A 15,586-nucleotide genomic window follows, 5' to 3' on the forward strand; every position below is an offset into this window, starting at 1 on the left:
GCAGGCAAGGTTAAAAAAATAACGGGGCTAACAAACCCCGTTATTCAATACTTACACAGTTTTTAATATAGTGCCCGTCCAGATTAATTCTGGACGATTTTTTTTAGTTATTGGATATTCTGAGAACTAGAACAACGTCAACAAGCTACCTCCGATAGCAGCACATGCTGAAAATACTGCACTAACTACTAACCACCAGGCTGCAGATGCAGCAGTTTCACGAGCGTGTTCTGCCTGAATTACTGCTTTTCTTTCCACCATCTTCAATCGACCTTTAGCCGTGTCTTCAATCTTCTGAATTCTATTTAACACGTTATTTCGGGCATCTTCAACAGAATTTGCTACTTTATCAATATCCTTGCGATCTATTTTTGTATTGTTCGTAATTAAAGCGATTACATCATCTTTATCAGAATTTTGCAACCTACTTTTTATCACCTCAAGGCTGTCTTTTTGATTATCCATTTTATTCTGAATAATATTAGTAAGATCTGAAAAGTTAAAATCTGAACTTCCACTACCAAGGCCTGAAAGTATACTTTGTATCTGCTCTTTAATTTCGGTAACAACACCGTCATTATGAGCATTCCCGTTAAGTTCAACTTGTACCCTACGGATAGTTTTCTCAACCTTATCAGCATATTTTTCAGCTTGCATGCGGTCCATAGAAGTATTTTGAGATACCAGTTTAACAATAGTATCCCGATCAAGATCTTCCATTTTCTGACCAATTTTGTTGGCCTCAACCTTCGGATTTTTCACAATCTCTTTAACTCGCTGGTCTAAAGACTGACTATTCATTTCTCCAGAACCTTCAGTAGAAATGAAATTTTTGATCTTATCTATATAAGAACCTACTTGTTCTTCTTCTGCAGGTGTTAATTTTGCAACTACTTTCTGAACTTTCTCTTCCTTATTATCACCTTCACCGTACGCTTCTTTTAATTCTTTCTGAAGTTTTTTAAGTTGTTCAGTTTTACTTTTTCCTTCTTCAGAACTATCATCTGAAGCTTCTCCAATCGCATTATTCAACACACTCTGCACAGCCATCCATTTACCCGGACTACTACCACCGCTGCTATCTGAACTGCTTTGTTTGTTAGACTTCTCTACGGAATCATCTACGATTTTTTCAATATCACTTTTTACCTTATCATAATTAGGTACTTTTTTATCGAATTTTGTGAAAAACTCATCCACTGCGCTATCGAGCATATTAGAATCAAATACATTCTGAAATTCTTTACGAACTTTCTCAATGGTATGATCTGCTACGTGCTCAACTTTTGAAGCTTCAGATGTAGAAAACATATCCTTCACAGCACTTGCAGAAGACCTTAATCCAGAAGTTGCTGCATTTATTAGTCCACCAACAAAAGTGTTCACTACTTTAGTTTCAAGATAAAAAAGCATAATAAAAAAAGTTGCCCAAATTACAAGTGCGAGTGTAACCGCAATTAATGGATTGGCAACAAGACTAAGATTCATGGCAAAAGCGGTAGCTCCAAATAAAGAAATCGCAACGGTTAGGGTACTCCAGATTCCAAAAGCGGTAGTAACCATAGTCCCTGTAGAACCCGAATTATCATCATCATCGTTATCGTTACTATCTTTAAAATCATGCTTAACGGAAGTATGATTTTTACTCTTAACATAAGTTTTTTTCACATCTCCTATGGCCGTTATTCCTGCAGCTACAGAAAGGGCTGTAAGGATAAATTGAAATCCTAGCGCTAAAATTACACCTGCGATTACGGTTATAAAAAATTGAGGCGAAATAATAGTGTCTGTAAAAGTATCAGTGTAAACATCCTGGGCGAAAGTATTGGTGCCCATAAGTAAAACTATACTGTAAAGTAAATAATTCTTCATCTTAAAATTTTTATGGTTAGAACCTAAATTACTTTCATTTCTATAGGATCATTCTTTAATTGAAGTTAATTAACAAAGATTTTAAACCCATAATATGAAAATCGCCAAGGTTTTGATCAAAACCGTCAATTAACGCTTTCTAGATTTATAAAAATTCACTAATCATTTTCTTATATTTAGCATTTTAAGGTTAAACCCACCAGCCCAATCTTACTTGCTGAAATGAAACAATACCACGACCTTCTTAAACATGTACTTGAAACGGGTGCTCAAAAAGGTGACAGAACCGGCACTGGAACACAAAGCGTTTTCGGTTATCAGATGCGTTTCGATCTTAGTGAAGGCTTCCCTATGGTTACCACCAAAAAGCTTCATTTGAAATCAATCATTCACGAATTGCTGTGGTTTCTAAAAGGAGACACGAACATTGAATATCTAAAAGAAAATGGCGTAAGAATATGGAACGAGTGGGCAGATGACAATGGTGATCTTGGCCCTGTCTATGGACATCAATGGAGAAACTGGAATAGCGAGGAGATCGACCAGATCAAGGAGATCGTAGAGACATTAAAAACAAATCCCAACAGTCGGAGAATGCTGGTTTCTGCCTGGAATCCTTCAGCGCTGCCAGATACTTCTGTTTCATTTTCAGAAAACGTAGCAAATGGAAAGGCGGCCTTGCCTCCATGTCATGCATTCTTTCAGTTTTATGTGGCAGACGGAAAACTATCCTGCCAGTTATACCAGAGAAGTGCAGATATTTTTCTGGGAGTTCCATTTAATATTGCCTCTTATGCCCTACTCACTATGATGATGGCTCAGGTATGCGGGTATGAGGCTGGTGACTTTATCCATACTTTTGGTGATGCCCATATCTACAGTAACCATATGGAGCAGGTGGAACTTCAGCTAAGCAGAGAACCCAGAGAACTTCCTCAAATGAAACTAAATCCTGAAATAAAAAACATCTTTGATTTCACGTTTGATGATTTCAGTCTAGAAAACTATGATCCACATCCGGCAATCAAAGGGAAAGTAGCAGTTTAATAAGCAGAATATTTTCCAGTCCATTGTGGCGGGATAATTGCACTCTATAGAATGAACCAAAATTGAGAATATGAAAAATATATTTCTAGTAGTATTGTTATTTATAGGATTTGGAGCCTTCGCTCAAGATGATGTTTCCGTAGAAGGGAATACAGTTTCTATGAAAGAGACTGCACCCGTCTGGCCTGGTTGCGAAGCAAGTGAAGACACGAAAAGCTGTTTCAATTCCATGTTAATGAAACATATCAAGGAGAACTACAAGTATCCGAAGAATGATAAGGGCGAATACATTAGAGGAAAAGCAACAATTTCATTAGTTGTAAACGAAGAAGGAAAAGTGGTGGTTAAAGAAGTCACTGGTAAACATCCAAAGATCAACAAGGAAGCAAAAAGAATGATCGAAGCGATACCAACGATGACGCCAGGACAGCTCGCTGGAAAGCCAAGAGCGATTAGCTACAAAATCCCCTTAACTTTCTAAATGAAATTCATAAGTTTTTTAAGTATACTGTTTTTATTTTCATACCCTATTCAATCTCAAAATTCTGAAATAGTTGCATGGGATGAAGTGGAAAAAACTCCAGTTTTCGTGGGTTGCTCAGAATCTGGAAATATTAGTATGTGTTCTAAGAAAGCATTTATTGATTTTGTGATCAATCAATTTAATCACGAATTGATTTCAGGATCTGAGTCTGCTTATACCTTAAATTTTAGGATCATTATTGGTACAGATGGCAAATTGCGATGGTCATCTGTAAAAGGTAATAATGATGAGCTAGAATTGGAAGGACGTAGGATATTGTCCAGTTTACCCGCGTATAGCCCAGGATTGGTGAATAATCAGCCGGTAAATGTTATGGTTTCGTACAGGATCGAATTGGAGAAACAAAATGAGATTTCTAACATTAAATCTGTAGATATCCCCCCTATACCTCGTAATTGTGAGAATAATGATGATAAAAGAACCTGTTTATCTGAAAACATTTCGCGTTATGTCAATAGATCTTTCAATACTGATATTCTGAGATCAAAGAAAAAAGGCAACTCGATATTTCGAACTACAGTGCATTTTGTCATTAACGAGCAAGGTAAAACTGTTAATGTAACAGCAGATGGAGAAAATGAAGTATTCAACCAGGAAGCTATTCGAGTAGTAAGTACTATTCCTTCAATGCAACCGGCAATACTCAATGACAAACCTGTAGCGGTCACTTATAGTCTGCCAGTTGTAGTCGGAATTTCAAACATTTAACACTTTAACTCGACCTTAACGAGTTACTTGTAAACTCATTTTGAAAAAATTGTAAATTTGAGAGATACCAAAAAGTATCGCTCATTTTTATGTTGTCACAATCCGAATTACTACACCTTTTCAAAGAAACCCGAAAAGATTCAGAAAATATTTGCTCCTTCCTGGAAACTGAAGATTACGTTGTACAACCGATCGTAGATGTTTCACCTCCTAAATGGCATTTAGGGCATACCACCTGGTTCTTTGAAGAATTTGTTTTAAAAAAATACGCTGAAGACCATACGTTATTCGATGAGAATACTGCATTTGTTTTCAATAGCTATTACGAAAGTGTTGGCGAAAAAGTAGTAAGAACAGACAGAGGAAATCTTTCGAGACCAACTGTTGCCTGGATCTTTAAATTTAGAGAATACGTTACCACCGAAATTATCAGATTGCTGGAAAATAGTACGCTTTCGAAGGAAGCTCTAGGTGTTATGGAAATTGGCTGTCATCATGAAAAACAGCATCAGGAACTGTTGTATGCAGATATCAAGTATATTTTAGGAAATAATCCACTAATGCCTGAATACAATCAGCAGTTTGAAGAAAATCCTGTTCAGGATTTTGAAAGAGAATGGGTGGATGTTGCTGAAGGTATTTATGAAATTGGTCATACTTCAGAAGATTTCTGCTACGACAATGAATTGGGAGTTCATAAAATCTATTTACATGACTTCAGTATTTCGAATAAGCTCGTAACTAATTCAGAATACATGGAATTTGTTGAAGCTGGTGGATATGATGATGTTCTTTTATGGCACGCTGAAGCCTGGGATTGGGTAAACACTAATGAAATTAAAACACCATTTTACTGGCATAAGATCGAGAACAAATGGCATCAATATACGTTAGGAGGATTAAAACCTTTGAATCCTGATGCTCCAGTTACCCATATTAGTTACTATGAAGCTTTCGCTTATGCCCAATGGAAAGGTATGAGATTACCAACCGAGCAGGAATGGGAAATTGCTCAAAAAGATTTTGACTGGGGAAGCAGATGGGAATGGACAGAAAGCGCCTATTCTCCTTATCCAAATTACCAGAAGGCAGACGGCGCTCTAGGAGAATACAATGGAAAGTTCATGGTAAATCAAAAGGTTCTGCGTGGAGCTTCGGTCGCTACTTCCAGCAAGCATAGCCGTTATACTTATAGAAACTTCTTCCATCCACAATTAAGATGGCAGTTTACGGGTTTCAGACTCGTTAAATAATATTATATGAAAAATCAATCTGAAACCATGTTCGAATCTGTCTTTGCTGAAGACACGCATAAAGGACTTACCAGCTATCCAAAATTTTTGCATTCCAAGTATATCTACGATAAAAAAGGAGACAAATTATTTCAGGAGATCATGTCGATGCCTGAATATTACCTTACCAGCTGTGAGTTTGATATTTTGAAACAGAACAAGACTGATATTGCTAAAATATTCAGTAGTGAGAACAGTTTTGATCTTATTGAACTTGGGGCAGGAGACGGTAAAAAGACCAAGCTTCTTCTCAAGGAACTGGTGGACAAAAATTATAAGTTCAACTATTTACCTGTAGATATTAGTCAGAATGTGCTGGATGAACTTGAAAATGCGTTAAAGGGTGAAATTCCGCAAGTATCTGTCAAAACTCAACAAGGTACCTATTTTGAGACGCTGGAGAAACTTGCAGAGTATAATTCAAGGAAAAAAGTCATCCTTGTTCTGGGTAGTAATATTGGTAATCTTTCGCATAGCGAAGCCGTAGATTTTCTTCGGAATATTGCTGTAGCGATGAGCGCTGATGATATGTTGTTTATGGGTTTTGACCAAAAGAAGGACCCACAGATCATCATGAATGCCTATAATGATCCCGCTGGCATTACGGAAAGATTTAATAAGAACTTACTGGTAAGAATTAACCACGAACTGGACGGTGAATTTGAAGTAGAAAAATTCAAGCATTGGGAAACTTATGATCCAGAAACTGGTACTGCCCGCAGTTTCTTGGTGAGCAAGGTAGAGCAAAGAGTTAAGATCAATAAACTCGAACTGGAAGTAAAGTTCGATGCATGGGAGAGTATACATACCGAGATTTCTCAAAAATATGATGATGCAATCGTAAGCTGGTTAGCAGATGAATCTGGATTAGTAGTAGAGCGTAATTTTGCAGATTCAAATAACTGCTTTAAAAATTATATCTTTAGAAGGAAATAAATTTACTGAACTATGAAAGCTATTTGGAAAGGCACCGTAATCGCAGAAAGTTCTGAAACGAGGATCGTTGAGAACAATCATTACTTTCCTCCTGAAGATATTAAGGATAAGTTCTTTAAGCCAAGTGAGTTCACCACCCGATGCCCATGGAAAGGCAAAGCTTCCTACTATGACATAGAGGTAGATGGTGAAAAAAATGAAGATGCAGCATGGTTCTACCCAGAGGCAAGTCACGCGGCCAAACCAATTGAAAATTATGTAGCCTTCTGGAAGGGTGTTCAGGTTATCGAATAGTTTCTATACGCTCACAACACTATTATCATCTCCCGCAAAATCATTCCACTTGTAGGCATCTGCAGCTGGATCGTTTTGCCACTGCCCATCTACAAGATATCTGAATTCGTATGCTTTATCTACTGGTAGATTGACCTGAGTCTTGAAATTACCATTTTTATACTTCTTCAATTTTGCTGGCTTCCAATTATTGAACTCACCCACTAATTCTACCTGGTCTGCTTCTTTTGCAGGAAGGTTGAAAGTGATCTTACATTCCGGTTTGGACTTCAAGTATTGCTTGCTAATTGGCATATTTTTAATTTATTGATTGACTCTTCAAATTAAATTAAAATATGCTTGTAAACCAATACATATCAGCGATCTACATCATTTTTACAGAATTACTAATTTTCGTTATTTAAAGAGATGATTCTTTATTCCGAAAACGGTTTAGGATATAAAAATATTGATTATATGTAGAATTTTAAGATTAAATCCCGAGTACAGCAAACAGTTTATTCAGCTCTTTCTCAGAATTGAAATAGTGTAAACTAATTCGAATTCCGTTTCCTCTCATAGATGTGATAATATCTTCTGATCTCAATTTCTGAAATAGTTTTTCATCACCCGCAATATTAAATAAGGATGAATAGATCTCTCTCTCTGCAACCCATTCTTCTAATATACCAGCCGATTTAAACCGTTCCCGGGCTATATGCTTCAGCTTGGAAATCTGACCTTCAATAGGATCCCAACCAATCTTCTGAATAATTTCAATCGCAGTTTTTAAGCTTCCGAAGTTGAGTGTATCATAATGTCCCGGCTCGAACTTCCCAAGGAAATTTCCCTCATGTTCTTTGTACTTTCCTTGCAGCGAACCGAAACCAAGATGTTTAGGATTCAGTCTTCCTTCTACACGATCGCTAAATAGGATAAAGCCATTACCGTAACCCGCATTCATCCATTTGTAGCAACTGGAGATCGCAATATCCAATCCGCTATTTTCAAAATCATAGGCCTCGGTTCCAAAATATTGAGTTCCGTCGCCAATAAGTAGAAGATCCGGGAATTGCTGTTTTAGATCATTTATAAAATTTGAGCTCAGTTGCACCCCATTTATGTACTGGACAATACTAAAAGCAAATATGTCGGGTTTATTTTTTTTGATGGCTTCGAGAATATTATTTTCCAGATCTTTATCCAGGTTTGCATAACAGACCTGAAAATCCCTGGATTCCACCGGCCAGTTGATCGATGGATAATCGTCCTTAATTAGTAGAATTTTGGAACCGGAATCGATTCCTCCCAGGATACTATTAAATCCATAAGAGAAATTTGGAATTAAAGCCACTCGATTTGGTGCGCAATGATATAAAGAACCTATACTTTCCCTTACTCCCGTAAGCATCTCTCCCATTTTTTCCTTTAAAACACTTGCTTTTAAGAAAAAATCCATGTCATGATCCTGCCTGAATTCCCATACTTTTTCTGGAAGTAAACCGCAAGCAGCGGTATTGAAGTATGTATATTGCTGAAGTACAGGAAAGCCTTTTCTTAAATTATCCATAAGCTATTGGAAATTCTTTTGATAAAAATGTAAATTTGAAACTACACTAAGGTACTTTTTATTATGTTTTCCAAAAAGAAAAACGAATCCAAAATAGATTATGAACAACGGGAGCTCTATGAGAATGCCAGGCAGAGAGCAAGACAGAAAAAAAGATTATTCCGGCATTTTGTAATATTTTTAATTGGTGCCGCTTTTCTTATTGTTTTGAATGTGGTTGTGGGTTACCAGGAAGATTTCAAACCCCTTGGATATAACTGGTTCGTATGGGCCGTTCTCTTATGGACCCTGTTATTCCTGATCCACTTCTTCAATGTCTTTATCATTAATAGCTTTATGGGTAAGGATTGGGAAGCGAAACAGGTAGACAGACTGGTTAAGAAGCAACAAGAGAAAATTGCTCAACTTCAAAGCAAAGTAGAGAAAGACCATCCAATACCTGATCGTTCCACCCACGCCAAGAATAAAGATACAGATTTCCAGAACAGAATTACCCCTGGAGATCCGGATAGACAAATAAACAGTTAAATATGATCACAATGATTGCTGCTGCAGCAGAAAACAATGCACTAGGCAAGGATAACGATCTTGTATGGCATCTTCCAGACGATTTTAAAAGATTTAAACGACTTACCTCCGGACATCATATTATTATGGGGCGTAAAACTTTTGAGTCTTTCCCAAAATTGCTTCCCGACAGAACGCACGTGATCATTACGAGAAAGGAAGATTACTCTCCTGAAAACACTATTGTAGTACATTCTATAGAAGAGGCTTTAAAAGTTTCAAAGCTGGATGATCAGGCTTTTATAATTGGAGGCGGTGAAATTTACAAAATGGGAATGGAACATGCGGATAGAATTGAACTGACCCGAGTTCATGGTGAGTTTGAAGCCGACACCCATTTTCCGCAAATTGATAAAAGTGAATGGGAAATAGTCAAAGATCAGTTTCATGATAAAGATGAAAAACACGACTATTCGTTTACCTATCTAACCTATGAGAGAAAGCAGGACAAAACTTATTGAGAGGATTGCTGAAAAACACAGCTTAAATCTCCAGGGTTTTAAGTCACTCACTGGTGGAGATATCAATGAGGTCTATAAATTAGAATGCAAGGATCAAACGCTGGTTCTTAAAGTTAACTCTGCTTTAAAATTTCCCGGAATGTTCGAAGCAGAGAAAAAGGGCCTGGAATTACTTGCTGGTCCCGGAGTTATTCGTATTCCCAAAACCTTCGAAACTGCTACTCTTGATGATCATTCCTACCTGTTATTAGAATTTATCCCATCAGGCACTAAAAACTCTGATTTCTGGCGGGTCTTCGGAAGCCAACTAGCACAATTACATTCTGTGCAAAGTGATCAATTTGGTCTCGATCATGATAATTACCTGGGCAGTCTTCCGCAGCAAAACTCCTATCGTACTGATGCTATTAGTTTTTATACTGAAATGCGTCTGGAACCTCAACTGAAGTTGGCGAGAGAGAAAGGTCACAATTTACCTGATGCATCTATTCTTTTCAAAAATTGTGAATCCATTATTCCGAATGAAAAAGCCTCGTTGATCCACGGGGATCTATGGGGTGGTAATTACCTGGTTGATGCGAATGGCCGTCCCTGCATTATCGACCCTGCGGTAGCATATGCACCAAGAGAAATGGATATTGCAATGACCAGGCTATTTGGTGGTTTTGACAATCAAATGATTTCATCTTATCAAGATTACTTTCCACTGGAAAATGACTGGGAGCAAAGAATAGAGCTCTGGCAATTATACTATTTACTTATGCATTTAAATGTTTTTGGAGCTAGCTATAAGTCACAAGTCACAGAGATTATCCATAAATACTCCTGATTTTACATTTCTTAACAAGACCAGGCTCTTTTTTAGCAGTTCCTTAGCTCAGCTTCATGAGTATCTAAAGTATCTTCCACTCAAAATAAAATTACTATGAGTACTAAGAATTTATACGACGATAAAGCAAGAGAAAAAATTAAGGAACTGGCAGAAAATGTAGATTTCTGCATGCTGGTTACCAATATGGATGAGAAGCCATTAAGCGCAATTCCCATGTCTACTAAAGAAGTAGATGATCATGGAGCAGTATGGTTTTTAAGCAAAAATGATAGCGATCATAATCGTGATATCGAAAAAGATAAAGATGTGCAATTACTATATAGCGGAACTTCAGACATGGAGTTTCTCAGTGTATACGGTGAAGCATTTATCGAGACCAATAGAGAGGTGATCAAGGAGTTATATTCAAAAGCAGATAACGCATGGTTTGATGGTGAAGATGATCCAAGTGTTACCGCAATCAAAGTGAACCCAAAGGAAGCTTATTACTGGGATAACAAGGGTAGCAAAATGGTGACCTTATTCAAGTTAGGAATGGCAGCAGTTACTGGCGAGAAACAGGATATTGGCGAAAAAGGAAAGCTAAATGTATAGTTGATTAGCATTAAGATTTTAGATAAGACCTCATAGCGAAACTTCGTTATGAGGTCTTTCTATTTATCCCTATTTTTGTTAGCCTAAACAATCTTTATGAAAGCATACGTATTTCCAGGTCAGGGAGCACAATTCTCCGGAATGGGATTAGACCTTTATGAAAAGTCCCCGCAAGCGCAAGAACTATTTGAACAAGCTAATGATATCCTCGGATTTTCGATTACCGATATCATGTTCGAAGGTTCGGCTGAAGACCTGAAACAAACGAAAGTTACACAACCTGCAATATTTATACATTCTGTAATTCTTAGCAAAGTTCTTGGTGAATCTTTCAAACCAGATATGGTTGCCGGTCACTCTCTTGGAGAGTTTTCTGCACTTGTCGCGAATAAAGTTATAAGCTTTGAGGACGGATTGAAACTGGTTTCTCAACGTGCCGAGGCGATGCAAAAAGCCTGTGAACTGGAACCGTCCACTATGGCTGCTGTCCTGGGAATGGAAGACGAAATGGTGGAATCTATTTGTGCGGAAACTGAAGGAACTGTGGTCGCTGCAAATTATAATTGCCCGGGACAACTCGTTATTTCAGGCGCTTATGCAGCAGTTGAAAAAGCCTGTGAAAATTTGAAAGAAAGAGGAGCAAAAAGAGCTTTGATCCTGCCAGTTGGAGGCGCGTTTCACTCGCCTCTTATGGAACCTGCGCGCAAGGATCTTGCTGAAGCTATAGAGAACACAGAGTTCTCCAAGCCTATTTGCCCTATCTACCAGAATGTAAGCACATTTGCAGTTACAGATGCTTCGGAAATTAAAAAGAATCTCGTATTCCAATTAACCGCTCCGGTAAAATGGACTCAATCGGTTCAAAATATGATCAATGACGGAGCTAATGAATTTGTTGAAGTTGGTCCTGGAAAAGTTTTACAGGGATTAGTAAAAAAGATCAATAGAAGCATGACTACATCTTCTGCAGTAATCGGATAAAATACGGTAGTTGGTTTAAAAAAAAGCCCGATCTCAATCGATCGGGCTTTTTTGTTCTCATACTAAGCTAGTCAGGATTTAAAAACGCGTAGTATCAAAATTGCACTTTCATTTCTAAGATTACATTTATTCCTGCTTGTACACCTTTCCTTCTTTCATCACAAATACCACTTCTTTGAGGGTGGAAACATTCTGAGTAGGATCCTCGTTCACCGCGATAATATCAGCATAAAATCCTGGTGCTATTTGTCCGCTTTCGGTTTCCATATTTAAAACTTTCGCAGGAGTGATGGTCGCTGAAATAATCGCGTCCATGACTGGCATTCCGGCTTCGGTCATATATTCGAATTCACGAGCATTTTCTCCATGTTTGAAAACACCTGCATCTGTACCAAACAATATTGGTACTCCCCTCTTATAGGCTTTAGCAAAAGTATTCTGAATCTTAGGTCCAATCTCCTGAGCTTTTGGAACTACAAGTTCCGGGTAATAGCCTTCAATTTGTGCATTTTCAGTCACTTCCTTTCCGGCGGTGATGGTGGGAACGAGGTATGCATTCATCTGCTTCATAAGGTCCATGGTTTCTTCACTCATTAAAGTACCATGTTCGATCGTTTTCACTCCTGCTATAACAGCCCGCTGCATTCCCTCATCTCCGTGGGCATGTGCAGCAACATGAAAGCCGTAATCTTTAGCGGTCTTTACTATTTCTTCGATCTCTTCAGTAAAAAACTGCGGATTCGAACTACTCTTCGCAACACTAAGAACTCCTCCGGTAGCAGTAATCTTGATGAGATCTGCTCCATTCTTATAGCGTTGGCGAACTGCCTTTCTTGCATCCTCCAGACTATTCACTACGCCATCCTTCGGTCCAGGATTTCCCATTAATTCCGCATTAACTCCATTAGTAGGATCTGCATGACCACCAGTTGTTGCAAGACTTTTGCCGGCAGTGAAAATTCTTGGACCAGCTATTTTTCCCCTATTTATGGCATTCCGAAGAGAGATATTTATACCAGAACCTCCAAGATCCCGAACGGTAGTAAAACCAGCCATCAGTGTTTTTTCAGCAAAACCTACCGAGTTGAAGGCATTATCTGCCGGATTGTTAGTAAAACTTTCTAAATACTCACCAGGACTGGACTCTCCCTCCATATGTACATGCATATCGGTAAGCCCGGGAAGAACCGTTTTATTTCTAAGATCGATAACTTGTATGCTATCAATAGAGGGTTTTTTAAAACCTTTCTCTACGGAAGATATCTTATTAGCCTCAACAATAATGGTACGCTCTTCCAGTACTTTTGAATTTTTAGTGTCGATCAATTTTCCAGCGTGGATATAAGTTTGCTGGGCCATTAAGTTCAAACTGAACAAAATAGCGACTGCTATAAAAAGAATGTTTTTCATGAGATTATTTTAGAAAATCGATTATTGTACCTGTAAGATAATCAATTTGCTCATTATCAAGCTCCGTGTGCATAGGTAGCGAAATAACTTCTTGAACCAGTCTGTTGGTTACAGGGAAATCGGCTTCATTATATCGCTGATCAGCATAAGCTTTTTGCTTATGTAATGGAATAGGATAGTAAATTCCGAATGGGAGACCTTTCTCCTGAAGGTGTTTTGCCAGTGCATCTCTCTTCCCATCAAGAATTCTTAAAGTATATTGATGAAAAACATGAGTGTCGCAATCACCTTCGCGGTAAGGCGTGACAATTTGCTCATGATCTCTAAATGCCTCTGTGTATTTAAAAGCAGCTGCCTTCCTCGCTTCATTGTAGATATCCAGCTTTGGTAATTTAGCTTTTAATACTGCGGCCTGTAAACTATCCAATCTCGAGTTCACTCCAACTACATCATGATGATAGCGCTCATACATTCCATGATTTACGATACCTCTAATTGTATGTGCCAGTTCATCTTTGTTCGTGAAAATGGCACCGCCATCACCATAACATCCTAAATTCTTGCTTGGAAAAAATGAAGTAGCTCCTACATCACCCATGGTTCCAGCTTTGAACGTCTTGCCTTCCCGGGTATGATAATTAGCACCGATAGCCTGTGCGTTGTCTTCAATAACATAAAGATCATGCTCTTTAGCAATCTTCATCACCGCATCCATATTTGCCACCTGTCCGAATAAATGCACAGGTACGATGGCACGAGTTTTTGGGGTGATAGCCTTACGAATTTTATCAGGATCAATATTATAAGTTTCGGGATCTACATCTACTAGCACCGGAGTTAGCTGAAGTAAAGCAATTACCTCTACAGTAGCGGCAAATGTAAAGTCGGCAGTTATGACCTCATCGCCTGGTTTGAGTCCCAGTCCCATCATAGCTATTTGTAAAGCATCGGTACCATTCGCACAAGGAATGACATGCTTTACACCCAAATATTCTTCAAGATCCTTCTGAAATGCATGCACATGAGGGCCATTGATAAAAGATGTTTCTTCCATGATTTCTTGGAAAGAAGCATTTACTGCGTTTTTTATACCTTCGAACTGACCTTTAAGATCAACCATTTGAATCTTTTTCATCTGCATTTTTTTTCAGGTTCACGAAAATACAAAATATACCATCTACTGGCAATCACTTTAATCACAAACGGCTATTTTTGAAATTAGATTTACATTCATGCAATCTCTCTATAACTCACTTATAAATTTCAGCCAGCCGGTAATTTCAATAGCCGGGAAATTCAGTCCAAAATTGAAGGAATTTTCAGAAGGAAGAAAAGATCTGTTTCCGCGGCTTGAAAAATTGCTATGTCCAGAATCACATTATATATGGATACATGCAGCTTCGCTTGGAGAGTTTGAAATGGCAGTACCAGTTCTAAAAATGCTGAAAGATAATTATCCTTCAGAAAAGATCATTGTTAGTTTCTTCTCTCCTTCAGGTTTCAATAATAAAAAAAAGCATAAGCTGGTGGATATCTTTACCTATCTCCCGCTCGACACTGAATATAATGCTCAAAAGTTCATTGACCTTATTAACCCAAAAATGGCATTCTTCATCAAATATGATTTCTGGCCAAATTTTTTACTAGGTCTTAAAGATCGTAATATACCCACATACCTGGTTTCTGGCGTCTTTCGTGAAAATCAGAGTTTCTTTAAACTCTATGGAAAATGGATGATCAAATCCTTGCAGGCTTTTCATCACTTTTTTGTTCAGAATGAGGAATCTGCAGACTTGTTGAAGAAAATAGGCTTTGGGAATGCAACGGTTGCAGGAGATACGAGGTTCGACAGGGTTGCAGCACAGATCACCCAGGACAATCATATAGAGTTTATCGAAAATTTTAAAGCTAATAAAGTATTGACGGTCTTTGGAAGTAGCTGGCCAGAAGATGAGAAACTTTTTATTGATTATATAAATAAACATCCTGAACAGAAATTCCTGATCGCGCCACATGAGATCAATGCTGAAAAAATTCAGATCTTAATCCATAAAATAAAACAACCGGTGCTGCAGTTTTCAGAAATGAATGAGGCTAAAATTAAAGATTTCAACGTCTTTATTCTGGACACCATTGGTTACCTGGGAAGAGCCTACAGCTATGCAGATATTGCCTATGTTGGCGGTGCAGCAGGTTCAACCGGTTTACACAACATTCTTGAACCGGCTACCTTCGGAATTCCAATAGTCATAGGATCGAACTACAATAAATTTCCGGAAGCGGCACGATTGAGATATTTAGCCGGGTTGTTTTCTGTTAAAAATTCCGAGGAATTTGAAGAGGTTATGGACAAATTTATAAGCAATCCTAACTTCAGAAAAAAGAGCGGAATGATAGCCGGGCACTTTATTAACAGTAATACAGGGGCTACCAGACTTCTGGAATCCCATTTAAAAGCTGAAAAAAATAGAGATTAACAAACATTGCTAAAAAAAAGTA

General features: G+C 38.0%; 17 protein-coding genes. 12 read left to right on the plus strand and 5 right to left on the minus strand.

What is annotated here, in order from left to right; genetic code table 11:
• Nucleotides 1-126 precede the first annotated feature (126 nt).
• Nucleotides 127-1,872, minus strand: a complete 1,746-nt coding sequence (locus ACSHZO_RS03320) for a hypothetical protein (protein WP_298246219.1) — start codon at nucleotides 1,870-1,872, stop codon at nucleotides 127-129.
• 222 nt (nucleotides 1,873-2,094) lie between these two features.
• Between ACSHZO_RS03320 and ACSHZO_RS03325 the strand changes: the two genes are divergently transcribed.
• From ACSHZO_RS03325 to ACSHZO_RS03350, 6 genes are all read left to right on the plus strand, one after another.
• Nucleotides 2,095-2,919, plus strand: a complete 825-nt coding sequence (locus ACSHZO_RS03325) for a thymidylate synthase (RefSeq protein WP_298246218.1) — start codon at nucleotides 2,095-2,097, stop codon at nucleotides 2,917-2,919.
• A gap of 70 nt (nucleotides 2,920-2,989) precedes the next feature.
• Entirely contained in the window at nucleotides 2,990-3,400 is a 411-nt protein-coding gene (locus tag ACSHZO_RS03330) for an energy transducer TonB (protein WP_298246217.1), read from the plus strand.
• Nucleotides 3,401-4,171 carry an energy transducer TonB gene (locus tag ACSHZO_RS03335; RefSeq protein ID WP_298246216.1) on the plus strand — a complete coding sequence of 257 codons (771 nt, stop codon included), beginning with the start codon at nucleotides 3,401-3,403 and terminating at the stop codon, nucleotides 4,169-4,171.
• A gap of 89 nt (nucleotides 4,172-4,260) precedes the next feature.
• Entirely contained in the window at nucleotides 4,261-5,424 is a 1,164-nt protein-coding gene (gene egtB, locus ACSHZO_RS03340; protein ID WP_298246215.1) for an ergothioneine biosynthesis protein EgtB, read from the plus strand.
• Nucleotides 5,425-5,430: 6 nt separating this feature from the next.
• Nucleotides 5,431-6,399 carry an L-histidine N(alpha)-methyltransferase gene (locus ACSHZO_RS03345; RefSeq protein ID WP_298246214.1) on the plus strand — a complete coding sequence of 323 codons (969 nt, stop codon included), beginning with the start codon at nucleotides 5,431-5,433 and terminating at the stop codon, nucleotides 6,397-6,399.
• 12 nt (nucleotides 6,400-6,411) lie between these two features.
• Nucleotides 6,412-6,693 (plus strand): DUF427 domain-containing protein, encoded by a 282-nt coding sequence (locus ACSHZO_RS03350; protein WP_295180909.1) that lies wholly within the window; start codon nucleotides 6,412-6,414, stop codon nucleotides 6,691-6,693.
• A gap of 3 nt (nucleotides 6,694-6,696) precedes the next feature.
• Here the strand turns inward: ACSHZO_RS03350 and ACSHZO_RS03355 are convergent, their stop codons facing one another.
• Nucleotides 6,697-6,987, minus strand: coding sequence for an isoamylase early set domain-containing protein (locus ACSHZO_RS03355; protein ID WP_298246213.1), 291 nt, complete (start codon nucleotides 6,985-6,987; stop codon nucleotides 6,697-6,699).
• A gap of 178 nt (nucleotides 6,988-7,165) precedes the next feature.
• A complete protein-coding gene (locus ACSHZO_RS03360; protein WP_298246212.1) occupies nucleotides 7,166-8,242 on the minus strand; it encodes an aminotransferase class V-fold PLP-dependent enzyme in 1,077 nt (358 codons plus the stop codon).
• A 63-nt stretch (nucleotides 8,243-8,305) separates the two neighbouring features.
• On the opposite strand from ACSHZO_RS03360, the gene ACSHZO_RS03365 reads away from it, so the two are divergent.
• The 5 genes from ACSHZO_RS03365 to fabD all read left to right on the plus strand — a co-directional run bounded on the left by ACSHZO_RS03365 (nucleotide 8,306) and on the right by fabD (nucleotide 11,677).
• Nucleotides 8,306-8,770: a 2TM domain-containing protein gene (locus ACSHZO_RS03365; protein ID WP_298246211.1), complete on the plus strand. Its 465-nt coding sequence runs from the start codon at nucleotides 8,306-8,308 to the stop codon at nucleotides 8,768-8,770.
• 2 nt (nucleotides 8,771-8,772) lie between these two features.
• Nucleotides 8,773-9,270 carry a dihydrofolate reductase gene (locus ACSHZO_RS03370; RefSeq protein ID WP_298246210.1) on the plus strand — a complete coding sequence of 166 codons (498 nt, stop codon included), beginning with the start codon at nucleotides 8,773-8,775 and terminating at the stop codon, nucleotides 9,268-9,270.
• Nucleotides 9,242-10,099 (plus strand): fructosamine kinase family protein, encoded by an 858-nt coding sequence (locus tag ACSHZO_RS03375; RefSeq protein ID WP_298246209.1) that lies wholly within the window; start codon nucleotides 9,242-9,244, stop codon nucleotides 10,097-10,099. The genes ACSHZO_RS03370 and ACSHZO_RS03375 overlap by 29 nt, the downstream gene beginning before the upstream one ends.
• 96 nt (nucleotides 10,100-10,195) lie before the next feature.
• Nucleotides 10,196-10,696 carry a pyridoxamine 5'-phosphate oxidase family protein gene (locus ACSHZO_RS03380; protein ID WP_298246208.1) on the plus strand — a complete coding sequence of 167 codons (501 nt, stop codon included), beginning with the start codon at nucleotides 10,196-10,198 and terminating at the stop codon, nucleotides 10,694-10,696.
• A gap of 96 nt (nucleotides 10,697-10,792) precedes the next feature.
• Nucleotides 10,793-11,677 carry an ACP S-malonyltransferase gene (gene fabD / locus ACSHZO_RS03385; RefSeq protein WP_298246207.1) on the plus strand — a complete coding sequence of 295 codons (885 nt, stop codon included), beginning with the start codon at nucleotides 10,793-10,795 and terminating at the stop codon, nucleotides 11,675-11,677.
• Between the two features lie 126 nt (nucleotides 11,678-11,803).
• On the opposite strand, the gene ACSHZO_RS03390 is transcribed toward fabD, so the two are convergent.
• Together ACSHZO_RS03390 and ACSHZO_RS03395 are read right to left on the minus strand one after the other, a co-directional pair.
• Nucleotides 11,804-13,087: a metal-dependent hydrolase family protein gene (locus ACSHZO_RS03390; RefSeq protein ID WP_298246206.1), complete on the minus strand. Its 1,284-nt coding sequence runs from the start codon at nucleotides 13,085-13,087 to the stop codon at nucleotides 11,804-11,806.
• Between the two features lie 4 nt (nucleotides 13,088-13,091).
• Entirely contained in the window at nucleotides 13,092-14,222 is a 1,131-nt protein-coding gene (locus ACSHZO_RS03395; RefSeq protein WP_298246205.1) for a DegT/DnrJ/EryC1/StrS family aminotransferase, read from the minus strand.
• Nucleotides 14,223-14,319: 97 nt separating this feature from the next.
• Here ACSHZO_RS03395 and ACSHZO_RS03400 point away from each other — a divergent pair, with 97 nt between their 5' ends.
• The gene (locus tag ACSHZO_RS03400; protein WP_298246204.1) at nucleotides 14,320-15,564 is read left to right on the plus strand and encodes a 3-deoxy-D-manno-octulosonic acid transferase; all 1,245 of its coding nucleotides are present in this window, start codon (nucleotides 14,320-14,322) and stop codon (nucleotides 15,562-15,564) included.
• The last annotated feature ends 22 nt before the right edge of the window (nucleotides 15,565-15,586 follow it).

This window comes from Christiangramia sp. 3-2217-3z (genome assembly GCF_051195275.1).
Lineage (GTDB): Bacteria > Bacteroidota > Bacteroidia > Flavobacteriales > Flavobacteriaceae > Christiangramia > Christiangramia marina.

Coding starts and splice junctions, on each gene's coding strand:
- fabD (WP_298246207.1), top strand. CDS start 10,793: ATGAAAGCATACGTATTTCCAGGTCAGGGAGCACAATTCTCCGGAATG.
- ACSHZO_RS03375 (WP_298246209.1), top strand. CDS start 9,242: ATGAGAGAAAGCAGGACAAAACTTATTGAGAGGATTGCTGAAAAACAC.
- ACSHZO_RS03365 (WP_298246211.1), top strand. CDS start 8,306: ATGTTTTCCAAAAAGAAAAACGAATCCAAAATAGATTATGAACAACGG.
- ACSHZO_RS03345 (WP_298246214.1), top strand. CDS start 5,431: ATGAAAAATCAATCTGAAACCATGTTCGAATCTGTCTTTGCTGAAGAC.
- ACSHZO_RS03370 (WP_298246210.1), top strand. CDS start 8,773: ATGATCACAATGATTGCTGCTGCAGCAGAAAACAATGCACTAGGCAAG.
- ACSHZO_RS03390 (WP_298246206.1), bottom strand. CDS start 13,087: ATGAAAAACATTCTTTTTATAGCAGTCGCTATTTTGTTCAGTTTGAAC.
- ACSHZO_RS03335 (WP_298246216.1), top strand. CDS start 3,401: ATGAAATTCATAAGTTTTTTAAGTATACTGTTTTTATTTTCATACCCT.
- ACSHZO_RS03355 (WP_298246213.1), bottom strand. CDS start 6,987: ATGCCAATTAGCAAGCAATACTTGAAGTCCAAACCGGAATGTAAGATC.
- ACSHZO_RS03320 (WP_298246219.1), bottom strand. CDS start 1,872: ATGAAGAATTATTTACTTTACAGTATAGTTTTACTTATGGGCACCAAT.
- ACSHZO_RS03395 (WP_298246205.1), bottom strand. CDS start 14,222: ATGAAAAAGATTCAAATGGTTGATCTTAAAGGTCAGTTCGAAGGTATA.
- ACSHZO_RS03400 (WP_298246204.1), top strand. CDS start 14,320: ATGCAATCTCTCTATAACTCACTTATAAATTTCAGCCAGCCGGTAATT.
- ACSHZO_RS03330 (WP_298246217.1), top strand. CDS start 2,990: ATGAAAAATATATTTCTAGTAGTATTGTTATTTATAGGATTTGGAGCC.
- egtB (WP_298246215.1), top strand. CDS start 4,261: ATGTTGTCACAATCCGAATTACTACACCTTTTCAAAGAAACCCGAAAA.
- ACSHZO_RS03350 (WP_295180909.1), top strand. CDS start 6,412: ATGAAAGCTATTTGGAAAGGCACCGTAATCGCAGAAAGTTCTGAAACG.
- ACSHZO_RS03325 (WP_298246218.1), top strand. CDS start 2,095: ATGAAACAATACCACGACCTTCTTAAACATGTACTTGAAACGGGTGCT.
- ACSHZO_RS03380 (WP_298246208.1), top strand. CDS start 10,196: ATGAGTACTAAGAATTTATACGACGATAAAGCAAGAGAAAAAATTAAG.
- ACSHZO_RS03360 (WP_298246212.1), bottom strand. CDS start 8,242: ATGGATAATTTAAGAAAAGGCTTTCCTGTACTTCAGCAATATACATAC.